Source organism: Lachnoanaerobaculum gingivalis, assembly GCF_003862475.1.
GTDB lineage: Bacteria > Bacillota > Clostridia > Lachnospirales > Lachnospiraceae > Lachnoanaerobaculum > Lachnoanaerobaculum gingivalis.
Genome location: NZ_RRCO01000001.1, coordinates 94,358 through 112,364, shown reverse-complemented (window position 1 = coordinate 112,364; position 18,007 = coordinate 94,358). Strand labels below are relative to the sequence as shown.

14 protein-coding genes are annotated in these 18,007 nt (G+C 33.7%); 12 read left to right on the top strand and 2 right to left on the bottom strand.

Going from position 1 to position 18,007, the window contains the following annotated elements; translation table 11 throughout:
* Positions 1 to 94 precede the first annotated feature (94 nt).
* From EHV10_RS00510 to EHV10_RS00475, 8 genes are all read left to right on the top strand, one after another.
* Complete coding sequence (locus EHV10_RS00510) at positions 95 to 1,378, top strand: DegT/DnrJ/EryC1/StrS family aminotransferase (protein ID WP_128672929.1); 1,284 nt, start codon at positions 95 to 97, stop codon at positions 1,376 to 1,378.
* Between the two features lie 19 nt (positions 1,379 to 1,397).
* On the top strand, positions 1,398 to 3,107 hold the full coding sequence (locus tag EHV10_RS15080; protein WP_279221769.1) for a sugar transferase: 1,710 nt from the start codon (positions 1,398 to 1,400) through the stop codon (positions 3,105 to 3,107).
* A complete protein-coding gene (locus EHV10_RS00500; protein WP_128672927.1) occupies positions 3,104 to 4,015 on the top strand; it encodes a glycosyltransferase family 2 protein in 912 nt (303 codons plus the stop codon). The genes EHV10_RS15080 and EHV10_RS00500 overlap by 4 nt, the downstream gene beginning before the upstream one ends.
* Positions 4,016 to 4,088: 73 nt before the next feature.
* Entirely contained in the window at positions 4,089 to 5,141 is a 1,053-nt protein-coding gene (locus tag EHV10_RS00495) for a glycosyltransferase family 2 protein (RefSeq protein ID WP_128672926.1), read from the top strand.
* 103 nt (positions 5,142 to 5,244) lie between these two features.
* Positions 5,245 to 6,546 carry an O-antigen ligase family protein gene (locus tag EHV10_RS00490; protein WP_128672925.1) on the top strand — a complete coding sequence of 434 codons (1,302 nt, stop codon included), beginning with the start codon at positions 5,245 to 5,247 and terminating at the stop codon, positions 6,544 to 6,546.
* A 19-nt stretch (positions 6,547 to 6,565) separates the two neighbouring features.
* Entirely contained in the window at positions 6,566 to 7,519 is a 954-nt protein-coding gene (locus tag EHV10_RS00485; protein ID WP_128672924.1) for an ATP-grasp fold amidoligase family protein, read from the top strand.
* Entirely contained in the window at positions 7,464 to 8,972 is a 1,509-nt protein-coding gene (locus EHV10_RS00480; RefSeq protein ID WP_243116027.1) for an oligosaccharide flippase family protein, read from the top strand. The genes EHV10_RS00485 and EHV10_RS00480 overlap by 56 nt, the downstream gene beginning before the upstream one ends.
* Positions 8,969 to 10,207, top strand: coding sequence for a nucleotide sugar dehydrogenase (locus EHV10_RS00475; protein WP_128672923.1), 1,239 nt, complete (start codon positions 8,969 to 8,971; stop codon positions 10,205 to 10,207). The genes EHV10_RS00480 and EHV10_RS00475 overlap by 4 nt, the downstream gene beginning before the upstream one ends.
* A 49-nt stretch (positions 10,208 to 10,256) precedes the next feature.
* Here EHV10_RS00475 and EHV10_RS00470 read toward each other — a convergent pair whose 3' ends face one another.
* Complete coding sequence (locus tag EHV10_RS00470; protein ID WP_128672922.1) at positions 10,257 to 10,925, bottom strand: phosphatase PAP2 family protein; 669 nt, start codon at positions 10,923 to 10,925, stop codon at positions 10,257 to 10,259.
* A gap of 133 nt (positions 10,926 to 11,058) precedes the next feature.
* Positions 11,059 to 12,519: a D-alanyl-D-alanine carboxypeptidase family protein gene (locus tag EHV10_RS00465; RefSeq protein WP_243116026.1), complete on the bottom strand. Its 1,461-nt coding sequence runs from the start codon at positions 12,517 to 12,519 to the stop codon at positions 11,059 to 11,061.
* Positions 12,520 to 12,709: 190 nt separating this feature from the next.
* Between EHV10_RS00465 and EHV10_RS00460 the strand changes: the two genes are divergently transcribed.
* From EHV10_RS00460 to EHV10_RS00445, 4 genes are all read left to right on the top strand, one after another.
* Positions 12,710 to 14,080 (top strand): NAD(P)/FAD-dependent oxidoreductase, encoded by a 1,371-nt coding sequence (locus EHV10_RS00460; RefSeq protein WP_207667108.1) that lies wholly within the window; start codon positions 12,710 to 12,712, stop codon positions 14,078 to 14,080.
* A 190-nt stretch (positions 14,081 to 14,270) separates the two neighbouring features.
* Positions 14,271 to 14,753, top strand: a complete 483-nt coding sequence (locus EHV10_RS00455) for a C-GCAxxG-C-C family protein (RefSeq protein WP_128672919.1) — start codon at positions 14,271 to 14,273, stop codon at positions 14,751 to 14,753.
* A 9-nt stretch (positions 14,754 to 14,762) separates the two neighbouring features.
* Positions 14,763 to 15,719, top strand: coding sequence for a TDT family transporter (locus EHV10_RS00450; RefSeq protein WP_128672918.1), 957 nt, complete (start codon positions 14,763 to 14,765; stop codon positions 15,717 to 15,719).
* A 173-nt stretch (positions 15,720 to 15,892) separates the two neighbouring features.
* Positions 15,893 to 18,007 carry a glutamine synthetase III family protein gene (locus EHV10_RS00445; RefSeq protein ID WP_128672917.1) on the top strand — a complete coding sequence of 705 codons (2,115 nt, stop codon included), beginning with the start codon at positions 15,893 to 15,895 and terminating at the stop codon, positions 18,005 to 18,007.

Sequence of the window (18,007 nt, the reverse complement as noted above, 5' to 3'; positions counted from 1 at the left end):
CTTAAAAAGCTTACAGGAGCAGTCTTGTAGGCTTTTTTCTTTGTATTGAGTTTATTGGTTATCATAAGTATATATGATAAAAAAGAGAGGGAAGATGTTTAGTACAGATAAAATATATGAAAAATTTGATAAAAGAGTGTGGCTAAGCAGTCCTACCATGCATGGAAAAGAACTTGAATATATGTCAGAAGCCTATAATACAAACTGGATGTCGACAGTAGGAAAAAATATTGACGAAGTTGAAAATCAGGTTTCAGAATATATAGGAGTTAAGCATGCAGTAGCATTATCATCAGGTACTGCGGCTCTTCATATGGCAATGAAGTTGGCAGGGCTAAAGGCATACGGTATGCCAAAACCCGGAGTAGGGGCTTTACAGGGGAGGAAGGTTTTTTGCTCAGATATGACATTTGCCGCTACTGTAAACCCGGTTGTATATGAAGGTGGGGAGCCTGTATTTATAGATACTGAATACGATACATGGAATATGGATCCGAAAGCACTTGAGAAAGCATTTGAAATATACCCTGATGTAAAGATAGTTGTGATGGCACATCTGTATGGAACACCGGGTAAGATGGAAGAACTTATTTCCGTTATAAAAAAGTACAATGCTATTTTGATAGAAGATGCGGCAGAATCAATGGGTGCAAGCTATAGAAGAAAAGAGACAGGAACATTTGGCGATTACAATATCATATCATTTAACGGAAATAAAATAATTACCGGAAGCAGCGGAGGTTGCTTACTTACAGATGATGAAGAAGCTGCAAAGAAAGTTCGCAAATGGTCAACTCAGTCCAGAGAAAATGCATCATGGTATCAGCATGAAGAACTTGGATATAACTATCGTATGAGTAATGTGATTGCAGGAGTGGTGAGAGGGCAATTGCCATTTTTAGATGAACATATAGCACAGAAAAAAGCGATATACGAAAGATATAAAGCAGGACTTAAAGGTTTGCCTGTATCAATGAATCCTTTTGATGAGAATAATTCAGAGCCTAATTTCTGGCTGTCATGTTTACTTGTAGATAGAGATGCAATGTGTAAACAAGTAAGAAGCGAGAATGAAACTTGCTATATCAAAGAAAATAAAAAGAGTTGTCCTACTGAAATGTTGGAAGCATTAGCTTCAATAAATGCTGAAGGAAGACCGATATGGAAGCCTATGCATATGCAGCCGATTTACAGGATGAATCCGTTTATTACAGATGAAGGAAACGGCAGAGCAAAAACAAATGCCTATATATCAGGTAATGCGCCTGACGTGAGCATGGATATATTTGAAAGAGGACTCTGCCTGCCAAGTGATAATAAGATGACTCTAGAAGAGCAGGATAGGATAATTGAGGTAATAAGGAGTTGTTTTGAGTAGAAAATGGGAGTAAACAGTGGTGAATAAAAGAAACAGAATGGGAGTTTTAGCTACAATATCTATCATATTAGTAGCAATTATTTTATATATTACAAAAAAAACAGAAAAAAAGACAACATACAAAGCCTATATTATCGACTCAATTAAAGTTAGAAAAAGAGGGTTGTATGAGAAGTACATAAAAAGAGGAATTGATATTATTTGCTCTATAGCGGCAATCGTATTTTTTAGCCCTGTTTATATATTAGTGGCAATTTTAGTTAGAATAAAATTAGGAGGTCCAATTTTGTTTACACAAGATCGCCCGGGTATAATTGGTGAAGATGGAAAAGAATCTATTTTCAGAATATATAAATTCCGCACAATGACGGATGAAAAAGATGAAAAAGGAGAGCTTTTACCGGATAAAGATCGTTTGAATTCATTTGGTAAGTGGCTTAGAAGTACAAGTTTAGATGAACTTCCTGAAGTATTTAATATTTTAAATGGGACACTGTCCATTTGTGGTCCACGTCCACAACTGGTTAGAGATGTCACATTTATGACAAAGGAACAACGCATGCGTCATACTGCAAAACCAGGATTGACAGGATTGGCACAGGTAAATGGAAGAAATGCAATAAAATGGGAAGAAAAATTGGATTGGGATTTAAAATATATTAAAAATATTTCTTTTTTAGATGATTTACATATTATTTTAAAGACTATAAAAACTGCTATTATTAATAATGAAGGCATTACAGATGGAAACATGGCAACAGCAGAAGACCTTGGAGACTATTTACTTAAAAATGGTAAAGTGAGTGAAGAGGAATATAATAAGAATCAATCTAAAGCAGAAAAGATTTTAAATAAAGAAAGAATTATTGAAGAAATCGGGAAAATAGATTCTCGCAATCATGTCCCGTTTTCTGTAATTATATCAGTATATAAAAATGATAACGCTGTGTTTTTTAGCAGAGCACTCGATAGTATTACAGAAAGTCAAACAATTATACCAAATGAAATTGTGTTGGTTGTTGATGGACCTATAAGTAAAGAGATAGAGGATGTTATTAGTGAATATACAAAAAAATATGTGATATTTAAAGTTATCAGACTGGAAAAAAATGTTGGCTTGGGAAAGGCATTAAAGTTTGCAATTGAAAATTCAACTTATGAGTTAATTGCCAGAATGGATAGTGATGATGTTTCAGTACCTACACGTTTTGAAGAGCAATTAGCATATTTTGAATTAAACCCTGAAATAGATGTTTTAGGTGGAGATATTACAGAATTTATTGGTGAAGAACATAATATTGTAGGGAAGAGAGTTGTTCCATTATCTAATGACTGTATTAGAGAATTTATGAAAGAAAGATGTGGAATGAACCACGTTTCTGTTATGTACAAAAAGGAAGCCGTAAAGCAAGCGGGAGGCTACCTGGATTTATTTTGGAATGAAGACTACTACTTATGGATAAGAATGTGGATGAAGAATGCAGTATTTGCTAATACCGGAAGTGTACTTGTTAATGTTCGTGTCGGAACGGATATGTATAAACGACGTGGAGGTTCTAAGTATTTTAAAAGTGAGAAAAAAATTCAGGATTATATGCTGAAGTATGGAATGATTTCGTATCCACTATATATTAAAAATATAGCAAAGAGATTGGTAATACAAAAGTTAATGCCAAGCAATATAAGGGGATTTATATTTAGGAAACTGGCGAGGGAAAAGGTATTATGAAGTATGTAGAGGGATTGGTTAGTGTTATTATGCCTACATACAAAAGGTCAGAAAAATTAATTAGGGCAATAGATAGTGTGCTGAATCAGACTTATAGTCATTTGGAATTATTATTGGTTAATGACAACGATCCATTTGATGAATATACACAGGAGTTGAAGATAAAATTAAATCGTTATACAAATGACGAGAGATTACACCTTATAATTCAGGATAAGCATATTAATGGAGCAGTGGCAAGAAACACAGGTATACGATTATCAAAGGGAGAGTATATTGCATTTTTAGATGATGATGATTGGTGGGAGTCAAATAAATTAGAGGAGCAGATAAAAATATTAAAATGTCTTGATGACAGTTGGGGGGGAGTATCTTGTAAATTCAAGTTTTACGATCAAAATGAAAGACTTATTGGCAAAACATTAAAATATAGAGATGGGTATATATATAAAGATATTTTAAATCTTATCTCAGATGTAGCCACAGGAACTTTGCTTTTAAGGCATGATTATTTTGATAAAACAAGATATTTTGATGAAAAACTGTCAAGACATCAAGACCTTCAATTATTAGTTGATTTTACATCAAAGTATAAGTTGAAGGAAGTAAATCAATATTTACATTGTGTAGATGTTTCAGACATGCAAAACAGACCGGATGCTTATAAATTAGTAAAATATAAAAAAGATTTTTTCAAATCTATAAAACCGGTGATGGAATTATTAAGTAAAAGTGAAAGAAAATGTGTTATTGCAATGCATAAATATGAACTTGGATATGTGTGTATAAAAAATGGTGAAATTTATAGGGGTATAGCGTATTGTAAAGCATTGTTTGGGAGCCATAAAGCTTGTGTGTTAGCATTAAAGAAAACCATTTTAAAAATTATTCAGAGCATAAAATGGTAAACTTTTATCGGAATGGTTAATGAGACTAAATCAATATAACCAATACTGAATTTATAAAGAGGAATGAGAGGTAATGTCAGAAGAATTAGTAAGTATAGTTGTACCTATATATAATATGGGGAACACTCTTGAACGATGTGTGAATTCATTATTATATCAGTCATATTCCAATATAGAGATTTTACTGATTGATGATGGTTCGACAGATAATAGTCTTGAAATATGTAATGAGTTAAAAAAGAAAGATAGTAGAATTTTAGTATATCATACAGAGAATAGAGGGTCAGGCCCGGCACGTAATACAGGGATTGAGAAGGCAAACGGTAGATATATTTATTTTCCTGATGCTGATGATAAGCTTGAAAAAGACTCTATTTCTATTTTGGTTTCGGCAATGAAAAAAGGAAGCTTTGATATGGTTGTATTTGGATATAAGAGTATAGATGTAAAGGGAAATATATACTTGGAGAAACAATATCCAAATATGATAAAAAAGGGGGAAGAAGTTCGTAAAGATTATTCGGACTATGTGCTATCAACCAGAAAATATGGTATACAGGGAGCACCTTGGAATAAGTTTTTTGACTTAAATATTGTAAAAAAATATTCCATAAAATATCCGGAGTTGAGACGTCATCAGGATGAAGGGTTTATTAGTAGTTATGTCTGTCACACAAAAGAAATTCGATTTATAAATGATGTTTTATACAGCCATTATTTAAATGATTTAAAAAAAGAATGGGATAAGTATCCTGTTGACTACGTAGATGCTGTGATAGGTTTATATAAGATACGTCAAGAAACTATTTTAGCATGGAATAATGAGGATAAAAAAACAAGGGAAATAGTAGAGCATGAATATATTTGTAATATTATAAAAGCCTTGGAATTATCATATTCACCCAAAATGAAATTTAATAGAAAAGAGAGATTAAAATGGATTAAAAAGCAAATTGAAAAATCACAAATTTTAAAAGTTGTCATGCCGCTATCATTAGGGCGTTATCAGAAAATATTATTTATTCTGTTAAAAAAACAATATATATTTGTTGCAATGCTAATCATGTATATAAAAATAGCGATTGAAAAAAATGGATTTTTAGAATTTTTTAGAAAGTTTCAGTGAATATTTTGTAATGTATAGTAATTATATAAGTATATTGTATTTTTAATAAAAATTATATATTTAAATTATAAATACAAACATAATATTCCGGAGGAATAGATTGATGAATATTGAAAGTAAACGATTTATGAGTTTATGGTCATATGTGTATGTATTAACTATACTTTTGATTTCAATGTTTAGCCAAGATTTCAATATTATGTTGTTTGTCCTTTACACTATCATGGCATTTCCTTTTATATATTCTATTGAGCATTATGTTGTGATAGTTTTAATGCTTTCAACAATATCATATTATTTTACAGGTGCATATGAGGGTGTTTATAGTATATACACAATACTTATGATATTGATAATTATAAGAATTCTGTTTATGCAAAAAGGTAAAATGGAATTCAATAAGAATAGCGTTGTCCTTATAGTTATATTAAGTGTAATATCCTGCTGCTCTTATTCTATATCACAATTTAATTATTTTAATGGATTGGTCAGACTATTATATTTACTATTTTTATCTTTAATACTTGGAAATACTATTAAGCTGAAAATAGATTTAATGTGTAATATATTACCGGAAATAGCGAGTGTAATGATCATCGGTTATATTTTTAGTGTTTTAGTTAACGGTTCTATTATAGAAGGAAGATTAACAATAGCAAATACTGTTAATACAAACACATTTGGCATGTCATGTGCGCAGTTGGGTAGTGTATTATTAACAGACTCGTTCCTTAATAAAAAACATAAGAAAAGCAACTTACTTTTATGTGTAGCGATTATTGTATTGGCATTTCTAAGCGGCTCAAGAGGGGCAGTATTGGCATTTGTATTGACTAATGTGATAATAATTATTATGCATGAGAAAATAAATGGTAGATTAATAGGAGCTATGCTTAGATTTGCAGTTTTAGGAACTATAATTCTGTCCGGTATATATTTTCTGTTTATATTATTTGGACTGGATGTAGGTAGGTTTAATGTTACAGATGTTATATCATCCGGTGGTTCACGCAGAATACTTATTTATAATTCATTAATTCCTTATATAATAAAAAATGGATATTGGAAGTTAGGATATGGTCCTGGGCATGAGTGTAGTCGTATAGTAATAATGTCATTGATAGGATGGGATTATGCACATTCTCACAATACATTTTTAGAAGCTTTTGGCGAACTTGGAATTATTGGAGTATTAACTTTATTTTTAATAATAAAAAAATCTTTGAAAAACATTTATAGTACATGCAAAACGCATAAAAAAGCATATTTATTTATAGCAATGCTTATATGCTTAATTATTAACGGTTTTGCTGAATCATATTTTTTTGACGCTATCTTATGGCTTTTATTGGCTATCAGCAGGAATAAATATAGCGATATGAAATATAATTTAAATAAGGCTTAAAAAGTTGGAGGAAAAAAGCTTGTTAGATGTATTAAAAAAGAGGTTTCCGGGTCTATACGATTACTATCAGCATATGAAACGTATGAAAGTATTAGCTAATGCCAAGAGATTAGAAAGTCTGCCGGAAGAAAAATATAATAATCTAATAGAAAAAGAATACCTGAAAGTATTTGGTAATATTTTAGATTGGAATAATTTAAGAACATATACAGAAAAAATGCAATGGGAAAAAATATATAATAAAAATCCGATAAAAACAACTTTAACAGATAAATATGCTGTACGAGAATGGGTTGAAGGTAAAATCGGTAAAGATTATTTGATTCCATTGATAGGTGTGTGGGACTCTTTTGACAACATAGATTTTGACTTATTGCCTAAGCAATTTGTTTTAAAGACAAATCATGGTACAGGAACTAATTTAATCGTAAAAGATAAAAATAAAATAAATATGCGAAGAGCAAAACGTATGTTTGATGATTGGATGAAAACCGATTATGCTTTTACAAACAGTTTACAACTACATTATAGGGATATCAAACGAAAAATAATTGCTGAAAAATATTTGGAAACAAACTTAGGAGAACTGCAGGACTATAAATTCTTATGCTTTGACGGAAAGCCATGCTTTTGTTGGGTTGATTTAGGTAGGTATTCAAAACACACCAGAACGGTATTTGACATGAACTGGAAATTACAACCATGGACTCAAGCTTCATATGGAATTGCAAATTATGATATACCAAAGCCTAAGAATTTTGATATGATGATAGACATAGCAAATATATTATCAAAAGGATTTTCTCATGTCAGAGTTGACCTTTACAATGTTGACGGGAAAATATATTTTGGTGAAATGACCTTTACAAATGGAAGCGGTTTAGATCCTATTATCCCCAAAGAATATGACAAAGTCCTTGGAGATTATTGGAAACTCTCAAAAAATAAAGATGGAAAAACAAAAAATGATTAACAAACAAAGTATATCAAAAAATTTTTTTTTCCAATATGTTTATCAACTATTGGTATTGGTAATTCCACTGGTTTTAGCACCATATTTGTCCAGAACACTTAGAGAAACGGCACTAGGTATATTTTCATATGCGAATTCTATAGCGGCATATTTTGTTACATTATCTATGCTTGGAATTGCAAGACATGGACAAAGGATAATTTCGGAAAATGCAAATAATAATATAAAATTGAGAAAAGCATTTTGGAGCTTATTCGTAGTACATATTATAGTATCTGTAATATCGATAATTCTGTATTCACTATTTGTAGCCTTTTTTATAAAAAGTGACAGGGTAGTATTTAGGATGGAAATATTATATGTGGCATCAGCGTTGTTTGATATTACATGGTTATTTTACGGTCTTGAGAATTTTAAAAGTGTCGTAATAAAAAATGCATTAATAAAAATATTTGAATGTGCTTTGGTATTTATCTTTGTAAAAAGTCCAAATGATTTGGGTATTTATACATTTATAAATGCAAGCGCTATATTAATTGGTCAGGCAATTATGCTTCCACAAGCTATTAAAGCGGTAAGACCGATTAGATTTAATAAAGATGATGCTAAAGAACATATAAAACCATTGCTTGTTTTCTCAATATCTGTGATTGCATCATTTATGTATACAGTATTTGATAAAACACTTTTGGGAATAATGAGTACAAAAGAGAGTGTCGCATTTTATGAATATTCGAATAGGATTGTGAGTGTTCCTAAGACTATAATAGGGGTAACCGGAACGGTTATGTTTCCAAGAGCATGTAGATTAGCAGCCGAAGGAAATATTATCGGGCAAAGAAAGTATATTAAATATTCATATTTTATTACTTCTTTTTTGGGTATGGCAGCATTGTTCGGCCTTATGGGAATTTCAGATGTATTTTCAGTTTTATACTATGGTGATTCGTTTAGAATATGTGGCAAAATAATTGTATATATGGCACCACTTATTTATATTGTCGGTGCGGGAGATATAATAAGAACCCAATATATGATACCTAATCATATGGATAAACAATTTAATATATGTATTATATTTAATGCAATTATTAATTTGATTCTAAGTGCATCTTTAATTCCGTTAATAGGTGTTTTCGGCGCCGTAGTAGGTTCTGTATCCGCAGAGATATTTGGATTAATAGTACAAATAGTTCTGTGTAGAAAGTTTGTTAAAATAAAAGAAATATTGAACGAACTTATACCATTTATTTTAATAGGAGGAGTAATGTTACTATGTATCAAATATATAGATAATGTCATTAGTATATCATTATTTGGATTAATATTAAAATTATTAGCGGGTGCTTTTATATATTGTACCTTAACAGCGGTATATATATTAGGATTTAGGACAGATATAAAAAGTGCTGTTATAAATAAAGTCTACTATAAAAATAGGAGGGGCATATGAAAATAGCAATAGCAGGAACAGGATATGTAGGCTTATCAATTGCCACTTTGCTGGCGCAGAATAATGAAGTGGTTGCGGTGGATATTATTCCGGAGAAGGTAGAGAAGATAAACAAAAGAATTAGTCCGATTCAGGATGAGTATATCGAGAAGTATTTTAAAGAAAAAGAGCTTAATTTGCTTGCTACTTTGGACATGAAGCTTGCTTACAGTGATGCTGATTTTGTTGTAGTGGCAGCACCGACAAACTATGATACTCAAAAGAATTTTTTTGATACATCGGCAATAGAGGAAGTGGTCACAGAGGTTATAAAGTATAACCCTGATGCTGTTATAATTATAAAATCTACGATTCCTGTAGGTTATACGGAAAGTATCAGAAACAAATTCCACTGTGACAATATTATTTTCTCTCCCGAGTTTTTGAGAGAGTCAAAGGCACTTTATGACAATCTTTATCCTTCAAGAATTATCGTAGGCACAGACACGATGAATGCCAGACTTATGAAAGCTGCATCTAAATTTGCAAATCTTTTAAAAGAGGGTGCACTCAAAGATGATATAGAAATATTGATTATGGGTGTTGCAGAGGCGGAGGCTGTGAAGCTTTTTGCAAATACATATCTTGCACTTAGAGTATCTTATTTTAATGAGCTTGATACTTATGCAGAGATGAAAGGACTTAATACAAAGGAAATTATAAGAGGAGTTTGTCTGGATCCAAGAGTCGGAGAACATTATAACAACCCTTCGTTTGGATATGGTGGATACTGTCTACCAAAGGATACTAAGCAGCTTTTGGCAAATTATGAAGATGTGCCACAAAATATGATTTCCGCCATTGTGGAGTCAAATAAGACCAGAAAAGATTTTATTGCAGATCAGGTCTTACAAAAAGCAGGGTATTATAACTATGGTGAAGGAAGTGCCTTTGATCCGACTATGGAAAAAGAGGTTGTAATAGGTGTATACAGACTGACAATGAAGTCAAATTCAGACAATTTCAGACAATCTTCTATTCAAGGGGTTATAAAGAGAATCAAAGCAAAGGGAGCAAAGGTTGTAATATATGAGCCTACTCTTGACGATAATACGACGTTCTTTGGAAGCAGAGTTGTAAATGATATTGATATTTTTAAAGAAAACAGCAATGCAATAATTGCAAACAGATATGATGCTTGCTTGGAAGATGTGAAGGATAAGGTATATACAAGAGATTTGTTTGGAAGGGATTAGAATAAAAAACAAGGACATCATACTAAAAAACGGTACGATGTCCTTTTCTTTATACTCTTATATTCTCTCTATTATCATGGCTGATCGGCCAAGGTATCTTAGCGTAGATGAGTTGATAGATAACATATGAGAGTATTGTTGCTCCGACAACATCCAGGAATGAATGCTGCTTTAGAAACAATGTTGAAAGGCATATTGAAATCATAATAATGAATGAAATCGCCTTTACTTTCATATTGTTATAGAAGAATCTTGACCTCAGTATGGCTACATGTGTAGCGATTGAGTTGAAAACATGTATACTTGGGAACACATTTGTATTGGTATCTGTTTTATATATAAATGCTACCATATGTGTAAAAATATTCTTGTTCGGATCAAGGTTCACAGGTCTAAGGTCCGTTCCGTTTGGGAATATCTGGCAAATAAAGAGTGAAATACTCATTCCAAGTGCAAGATATAATCCGAATCTGTAAAACTCATCTACATCTTTAAAGAAGAAGAAAATCAGTACAGATGATACATATATGAACCATATAAAGTACGGGATAATAAAATATTCGTTGAACGGGATAATATCGTCCACCCATGTATGTAGGATATGATACTCATGTGTTATAGTTCTTTCAAGATACATATACCATGGTAGATATATGAATGAATATAAGAAAACCCATGCATGTCTGTATTTCTTTAATATTTCATTTATTTTTTTCATAATGTCCCCTAAAATTAAATTGCGTTATATTTAAGATTCGTCTATAGATTGTATAGCTATATGAAAAATAATTCAAGCGAATTGGAAAAACAGATATTACAATTTATTGAAGAAAAACAAAAAAGCACCGTTATCAGTGCTTTTCTATTATATGTTTCGCTTCTTCTTCACTTATTCCACAGTCTTTTGCACTCCATCCGCTTTTTAAAAGATTATATATTCGAAGTTCTCTTTCGCTTAAATCACTTTTCCTGTTTGCTAAAAGTTTTTTTATTAAAAAGATAATTAGAAGGAGAAGCACAAAGCCTCCAACACAGGCACCGACTATAATATAGTTTATCTTCGGAATATTCAATATTATATTTGTAAAGTTTTTAGTGGTATTTTGAAAGCTGTTTTTATTATTGTCTGCAGCAGCAGTTTCTTCTACATTGTTCTCATCAGCAACATAGTTTTCATTTCTCTTTGACACTATGTCTACGGATCCTATCGGGTAGTCATTATAAGTATAATCAATCTTGCAAAGTGCGGATGATCCTGAATTTTCTTCAAATTTTACTGTTGACTTTATATCATTTATATCGGCATCATTCGGCAATGATATTGAAGCATTATCGTCAGGTTCTATAATATACTCGTTAAAATCAGGTATAAGTGAGATATTACTTGAAAAATTTGTGTTAATATCTGAAGAACTCAGCTTTATATTTTTAAAGTTTGCAAAGCCGAAGTTCAATAATTCCTGAGTATCCGTATAATGTGTTTTATTTCCGTTAAGTACTACCGTAATAAGTCCTATACTGTCATTTCTTGCATATGTCACCAGTGTATTTCCTGCCAGTGAAGTATAACCGGTTTTACCACAGATTGCGTTCTGATAGAAATTACCGGAGGTTTTTCTGAGCATGGAGTGATGATTGTACAAAGTTTGTCCGGTAGGGACTCTGCTCGTAGGCGGTAAGTTGTAGTATGTTGCGGAGTCTATTTCCGTAACCGTAGGATTTTGAAAAGCCGCTCGGCTTATTAAAGCATAATCATATGCACTGGTATAGTGCTCAGGATCATTTAATCCGCTTGGATTTGCAAAGTGTGAGTCTGTACACCCAAGACTTGCAGCTTTTTCATTCATCATGTTTGCAAATGCTTCAATGCTTCCTGCCGTATGTTCCGCCAGAGCATTTGCGGCTTCATTTGCCGATTGTAAAAGCATTGCATAGAGGCAGTCTCTTACAGTAAGTGTATCTCCCACATCTATACCTGCACTTGATGAGCCGGGTTCGACATTAAATACGGCATTTTTTGAAAATGTAACCATATCATCAAGATTACAATTTTCCACTACCAAGAGTGCGGTCAATATTTTGGTTATACTTGCCGGATAGTAATGTTCATGAATGTTCTTACCATAAAGTACAGCTCCCGAGTCGGCATCCATAAGTATGGCACCTTCAGATAAAACATTTGTATCTACCGGCCAATCAACATATGCAAACGACTGCATAGGGAGAGAGAGTATGGTTATAATTGTTAAAATAATTGTTAGAGTAATTTTTTTAAAGTTTTTAATTTTTGCGTTCATTACTATATTATGCATCTATTGTCTAAAATAGTAAAGTAAAGAATTATGAATATTTTAAAATGATAATATAATATAATTTAATACAATTGTGTATTGCTAGTATTCAAAAGTCATATTATAATGGGAATGTTGCATGCGATGTTTCAAATGAGATATCGCCATTTTTATGTAAGTAATGGTTATTGCTTTTGTGAAAGGGAAAAATATGAAATATGATGTAATGATAATCGGGGCAGGTCCCGGAGGTATTTTCTCGGCTTATGAACTCATAAATCAAGACAGCTCACTGAAAATTGCGGTTTTTGAGTATGGTAATCCGCTTGAGAAAAGACATTGTCCAATAGATGGAGACAAGATTAAGTCTTGCATCAATTGTAAGAGCTGCGGAATCATGAACGGTTTTGGTGGTGCAGGAGCATTTTCTGACGGAAAGTACAATATTACCAATGAGTTTGGAGGTACTTTGCATGAATATATCGGAAAGAAAAAAGCCATTGAACTTATGAACTATGTAGACGGAATCAATGTAAAGTACGGCGGCGGAAAGACAAAGCTTTATTCTACAGCGAATTCCGATATTAAGAGACTTTGCTTACAAAACAATTTGCATTTATTGGATGCAAGTGTTCGTCATTTGGGAACTGATATAAATTATGAAGTTCTTCAAAATATGTATGCGGATTTAAAGGAAAAGGTGGAGTTTTTCTTTAACACCCCTATTGTAAAAATAGAAAAGCAGGATGCAGGCTATAAATTATATACTAAGCAGGGTGAAGAATTTAGCGGTGATAAATGTATAGTATCTGTAGGTAGAAGCGGAAGTAAATGGATGGAGCAGATTTGTAAGGAATTAAAGATACCTACAAAGTCAAACCGTGTGGATATCGGTGTGAGAGTAGAGCTTCCTGCTGAAATTTTCAGACATCTTACAGATGAGCTTTATGAGAGTAAGATAGTTTACAGAACGGAGAAGTACCAGGATTTGGTAAGAACTTTCTGTATGAACCCAAAGGGTGCTGTTGTTAATGAGAATACAAACGGTATTGTTACAGTAAACGGACACAGCTACGAGGACCCTGCACTTCAAACAGAGAATACAAACTTTGCTTTGCTTGTATCAAAGCATTTTACAGAGCCGTTCAAAGACAGTAACGGATATGGTGAGAGTATAGCAAGACTTTCAAACATGCTTGGTGGCGGTGTAATGGTTCAAAGATTTGGAGATCTTATAAGAGGTCAAAGAAGTAGTGCGGGAAGACTTAATAAGTCATTTATGACACCTACACTCAGCGCTACACCGGGAGATTTGTCTTTGGTTATTCCTAAGAGAATTCTTGATGATATCATAGAGATGATTTATGCTCTTGATAAGATTGCACCGGGAACTGCAGGTGATGAGACTTTGCTTTACGGTGTAGAGGTTAAGTTCTACAACATGGAAGTTGAGCTTGATAAAAATCTTGAGACTCTTCACAAGGATCTTTATGTAATCGGTGACGGTAGCGGAGTTACTCACTCACTTTCACATGCTTCTGCAAGCGGTGTGTTTGTAGCAAGGCATATATTGGGGTTATAAATATATAGCAAAGATATATTTAAAAATCCTATAACATTATTGATGAAATGAATAAATCATAATGATTAATATATAAAAACTATAAAAAATTTTGAATTTTTTGGCATAGATGTACAAAATCTATGCTTTTTTTAGTATACAAAAATATTTTTTAGTGATAAAATTATAGAAAATGTTTCAGGAGGAAATTATGAATATCAAAAGTGAAATCAGTGTGGACAAGGTTAGACAGGATGCAGAGGACAATTACAGAAACGGATACTTCTGTTGCGAAGCGCTCATGGCGGCAGTTGTAGACAATTTTGAACTTGATGTACCGAGAGAAGTCATAGCTATGTCATCAGGTATGGCTGTAGGCGCCGGTAGGAGCGGTTGTATGTGCGGTGCTCTAAACGGAGGTATTATGGCTCTCGGTATGATTTTTGGAAGAACCGAGCAGAACGGTCCGAAGGATCCGAAAGTAGTAAAGTGCATGGAGCTCACCCATGAATTACATGACTACTTCAGAGATGCAAACGGAAAGCACTCAAACTGCTGCAGAGTTCTTACAAGAGAATTTGATATGGGTGCCGGAGAGCATAAGGAACAGTGCATCAGATTTACAGGAATTGCCGCAAAGAAGGTGGCAGAGATCATTGTTAGAGAAAAGGGATTGAAGAATATAGATTTATAAGGGGTAGTTATGAGTTTTTTAAAAAGGGTACCATTACCTTTATGCGGAGTGGCATTGGGTCTTGCGGCGCTTGGAAATCTTCTGGCAGCTTACAGTCCTTATTTGAAGATATTTTGCGGGATTTTGGTATTTGTTGGAATATTGTTTGTAACATGTAAGTATTTGACTATGCCTGATGCTTTTGTGGCAGATATAAAAAATCCGGTAATGGCGAGTGTATCCGGAACATATACAATGACTTTAATGCTTCTTGCAGGGTATATAAAGCCTATGGTACCTGCATTTGCAATGATTTTGTGGTATGTGACTATTATCTTACATTTTGTACTGATAGTTTATTTTACTTTGAATTTTATATTAAAGATTAAAATACCTGATGACTTGATGAAGGTTGTTGCAAGCTATTTTATCGTATATGTAGGAATAGTGGTTGCTTCCGTTACCGCACCTGCTTTTAATAATATAACACTTGGACAGATTTGCTTCCTCATAGGATTTGTTCTTTATATTCCGCTTTTCTTCTATGTATCTTTCAGATATATAAAGCTTGGAAATAAGAAGATTGAAGCCAAGGCGCTGGCATGTATCTATGCCGCACCTGCAAGTCTCTGTGTTGCCGGATATATCAGTTCTTTTGAAAAAAAGAATATAACATTTTTGACCGGACTTTACCTTTTCTCATTGGTGATATATCTGCTGGGATTATTTGTTGCGGCAGACCTTTTTGCAAGCTTTGCAAAGGCTAAAGAATTTAAATTTTATCCGAGTATTGCAGGGATTACTTTCCCGTTTGTTATCAGTGCGATAGCATCAAAGCAGTTTAACGCGGTTATTACAAAGATGGATATTCAAACGGAAATCAGACCTGTAATGCCTGTGATTGTAAATATAGAGATTATAATTGCAATAGTCGGAGTTGCATTTGCGGCGCTTTGTTTTGCAAATCATGTATTTAAAAAAGAATAGTGTAGTATATTTTAAATATTATTAAGCGACTGAAATTCCGGTCGCTTTTTTATATTCAAAGATGCAAAAATATATTTTATATGCTATAATTTTTGCGAAAACTTACAGGGAGAGAAATTCCCATAAGAGTTTATTTTATGTATTAGGCTTTGCCTAGATTTTGAAAGGTGTATATGGAAAAAAGAGATACAATCACAGAGATTTTTGGGGTTAATGTATTCAATGATGAGGCTATGCAGGTATATTTGCCGAAGGCGGTATTTAAAAAGTTAAAAAAGACTATCGAAGACGGACTGGAACTGGATAATGATATTGCGGACTCTGTAGCTCACGGGATGAAGGAGTGGGCAATTGACAGAGGGGCTACTCATTATACTCACTGGTTTCAGCCTTTGACAGGTGTAACCGCCGAAAAACATGATTCTTTTATTTCCGCACCTAAAAACGGCAAGGTTATAATGGAATTTTCCGCCAAGGAGCTTACAAAGGGAGAGTCGGATGCTTCAAGTTTCCCTTCAGGCGGTCTTAGAGCAACATTTGAGGCCAGAGGATATACAGCGTGGGATTGTACATCTCCTGCGTTTATAAAAAAGGATTCTTTGGGAGTTACATTATATATTCCTACAGCATTTTGCTCTTACAGGGGTGAAGCACTTGATAAAAAGACACCGCTGCTTCGTTCCATGCAGGCTATAAATACTCAGGCTCTTAGAATACTCAGACTTTTCGGTAATACCACAACAAAGAGAGTAATACCTTCAGTAGGTGCCGAGCAGGAGTATTTCATTGTAGACAGGGAGAAGTATCTGCAAAGAAAGGATTTGATTTATACAGGAAGAACGTTGTTTGGAGCAATGCCTCCAAAAGGACAGGAGCTTGAGGATCATTATTTCGGCTCTATCAGAGAGAGAATAGCTTCCTATATGAATGATATTAATCACGAGCTTTGGATGCTTGGAGTTCCTGCAAAGACACAGCATAATGAGGTTGCGCCGGCACAGCATGAGCTGGCACCTGTTTATGAGCAGGTAAATGTGGCTGTGGATCACAATCAGGTGACTATGGAGACTATGAAAAAGGTGGCAGGCAGGCATGGACTTACATGTCTTTTGAATGAGAAGCCTTTTGCAGGTGTGAACGGTTCCGGAAAGCATAATAACTGGTCTTTGACTTCAGATGACGGAATAAATATGTTAAATCCGGGAGATACACCTCATGAGAATATACAGTTTTTACTTGTACTTGCATGTATTTTAAAGGCGGTTGACAAGCATGCGGATTTGCTGAGAGAGTCTGCGGCCTGTGTAGGTAATGATCACCGTCTTGGTGCACATGAGGCACCGCCTGCTATTATTTCAGTGTTTCTCGGCGATCAGCTTCAGGATGTTATAGATCAGCTTTGCTCTACCGGTGAGGCTACACATTCTATTCAGGGTGCTACATTAAAGACAGGTGTGGCAACCCTCCCCGACTTTGAAACTGATGCTACAGACAGAAACAGAACATCACCTTTTGCTTTCACCAATAATAAATTCGAATTCAGAATGGTAGGCTCTTCAGACTCTATCGCATCACCTAATATTGTTTTAAATACAATAGTGGCTGAAAGTTTTAAAGAGGCTGCAAATGAGCTTGAAAGTGCAAGTAATTTTGATGAGGCGGTTCACGATATAATTAAGAGACTGTTTACCGCTCACAGAAGAATTATATTTAACGGAAACGGGTATTCTGAGGAATGGGTAAAAGAGGCAAAGAGAAGAGGACTTTCAAATCTTCCAAGTATGATAGATGCCATTCCGGCTCTTGTATCCGAGAATTCTATAAAGCTTTTTGAAGAGTTTGAGGTTTTCACCAGAACTGAGCTTGAATCAAGAGTTGAAATAGAATACGAAGCATATTCAAAGGCAATAAATATTGAAGCAAAGACTATGATAGATATTGCAGGTAAGTCTATTATACCGGCGGTTATAAGATATACCACAAGACTTGCGGATTCTATAATTAAGTTAAAATCTGCGGTTTCAGGTATAGAGCCTTATGCACAAAATGCTATTTTAATAGAAGTGAATGAACATTTGAAAGAGTCAAAAGTTGCACTTGAAAATCTTAAAAAATATATGGATGATGCCGCAGAAATCACAGATGTAACTGCGCATGCCAAATATATGCATGAGGTGGTGGTTCCTGCAATGGAAGCACTCAGAAAGCCTATTGATACTTTGGAAATGATAGTAGATAAGGATCTTTGGCCGATGCCAAGCTATGGCGATCTTTTGTTTGAGGTGTAA

Coding starts and splice junctions, on each gene's coding strand:
- EHV10_RS00510 (WP_128672929.1), top strand. CDS start 95: ATGTTTAGTACAGATAAAATATATGAAAAATTTGATAAAAGAGTGTGG.
- EHV10_RS00500 (WP_128672927.1), top strand. CDS start 3,104: ATGAAGTATGTAGAGGGATTGGTTAGTGTTATTATGCCTACATACAAA.
- EHV10_RS00495 (WP_128672926.1), top strand. CDS start 4,089: ATGTCAGAAGAATTAGTAAGTATAGTTGTACCTATATATAATATGGGG.
- EHV10_RS00490 (WP_128672925.1), top strand. CDS start 5,245: ATGAATATTGAAAGTAAACGATTTATGAGTTTATGGTCATATGTGTAT.
- EHV10_RS00475 (WP_128672923.1), top strand. CDS start 8,969: ATGAAAATAGCAATAGCAGGAACAGGATATGTAGGCTTATCAATTGCC.
- EHV10_RS00470 (WP_128672922.1), bottom strand. CDS start 10,925: ATGAAAAAAATAAATGAAATATTAAAGAAATACAGACATGCATGGGTT.
- EHV10_RS00465 (WP_243116026.1), bottom strand. CDS start 12,519: ATGCATAATATAGTAATGAACGCAAAAATTAAAAACTTTAAAAAAATT.
- EHV10_RS00460 (WP_207667108.1), top strand. CDS start 12,710: ATGAAATATGATGTAATGATAATCGGGGCAGGTCCCGGAGGTATTTTC.
- EHV10_RS00455 (WP_128672919.1), top strand. CDS start 14,271: ATGAATATCAAAAGTGAAATCAGTGTGGACAAGGTTAGACAGGATGCA.
- EHV10_RS00450 (WP_128672918.1), top strand. CDS start 14,763: ATGAGTTTTTTAAAAAGGGTACCATTACCTTTATGCGGAGTGGCATTG.
- EHV10_RS00445 (WP_128672917.1), top strand. CDS start 15,893: ATGGAAAAAAGAGATACAATCACAGAGATTTTTGGGGTTAATGTATTC.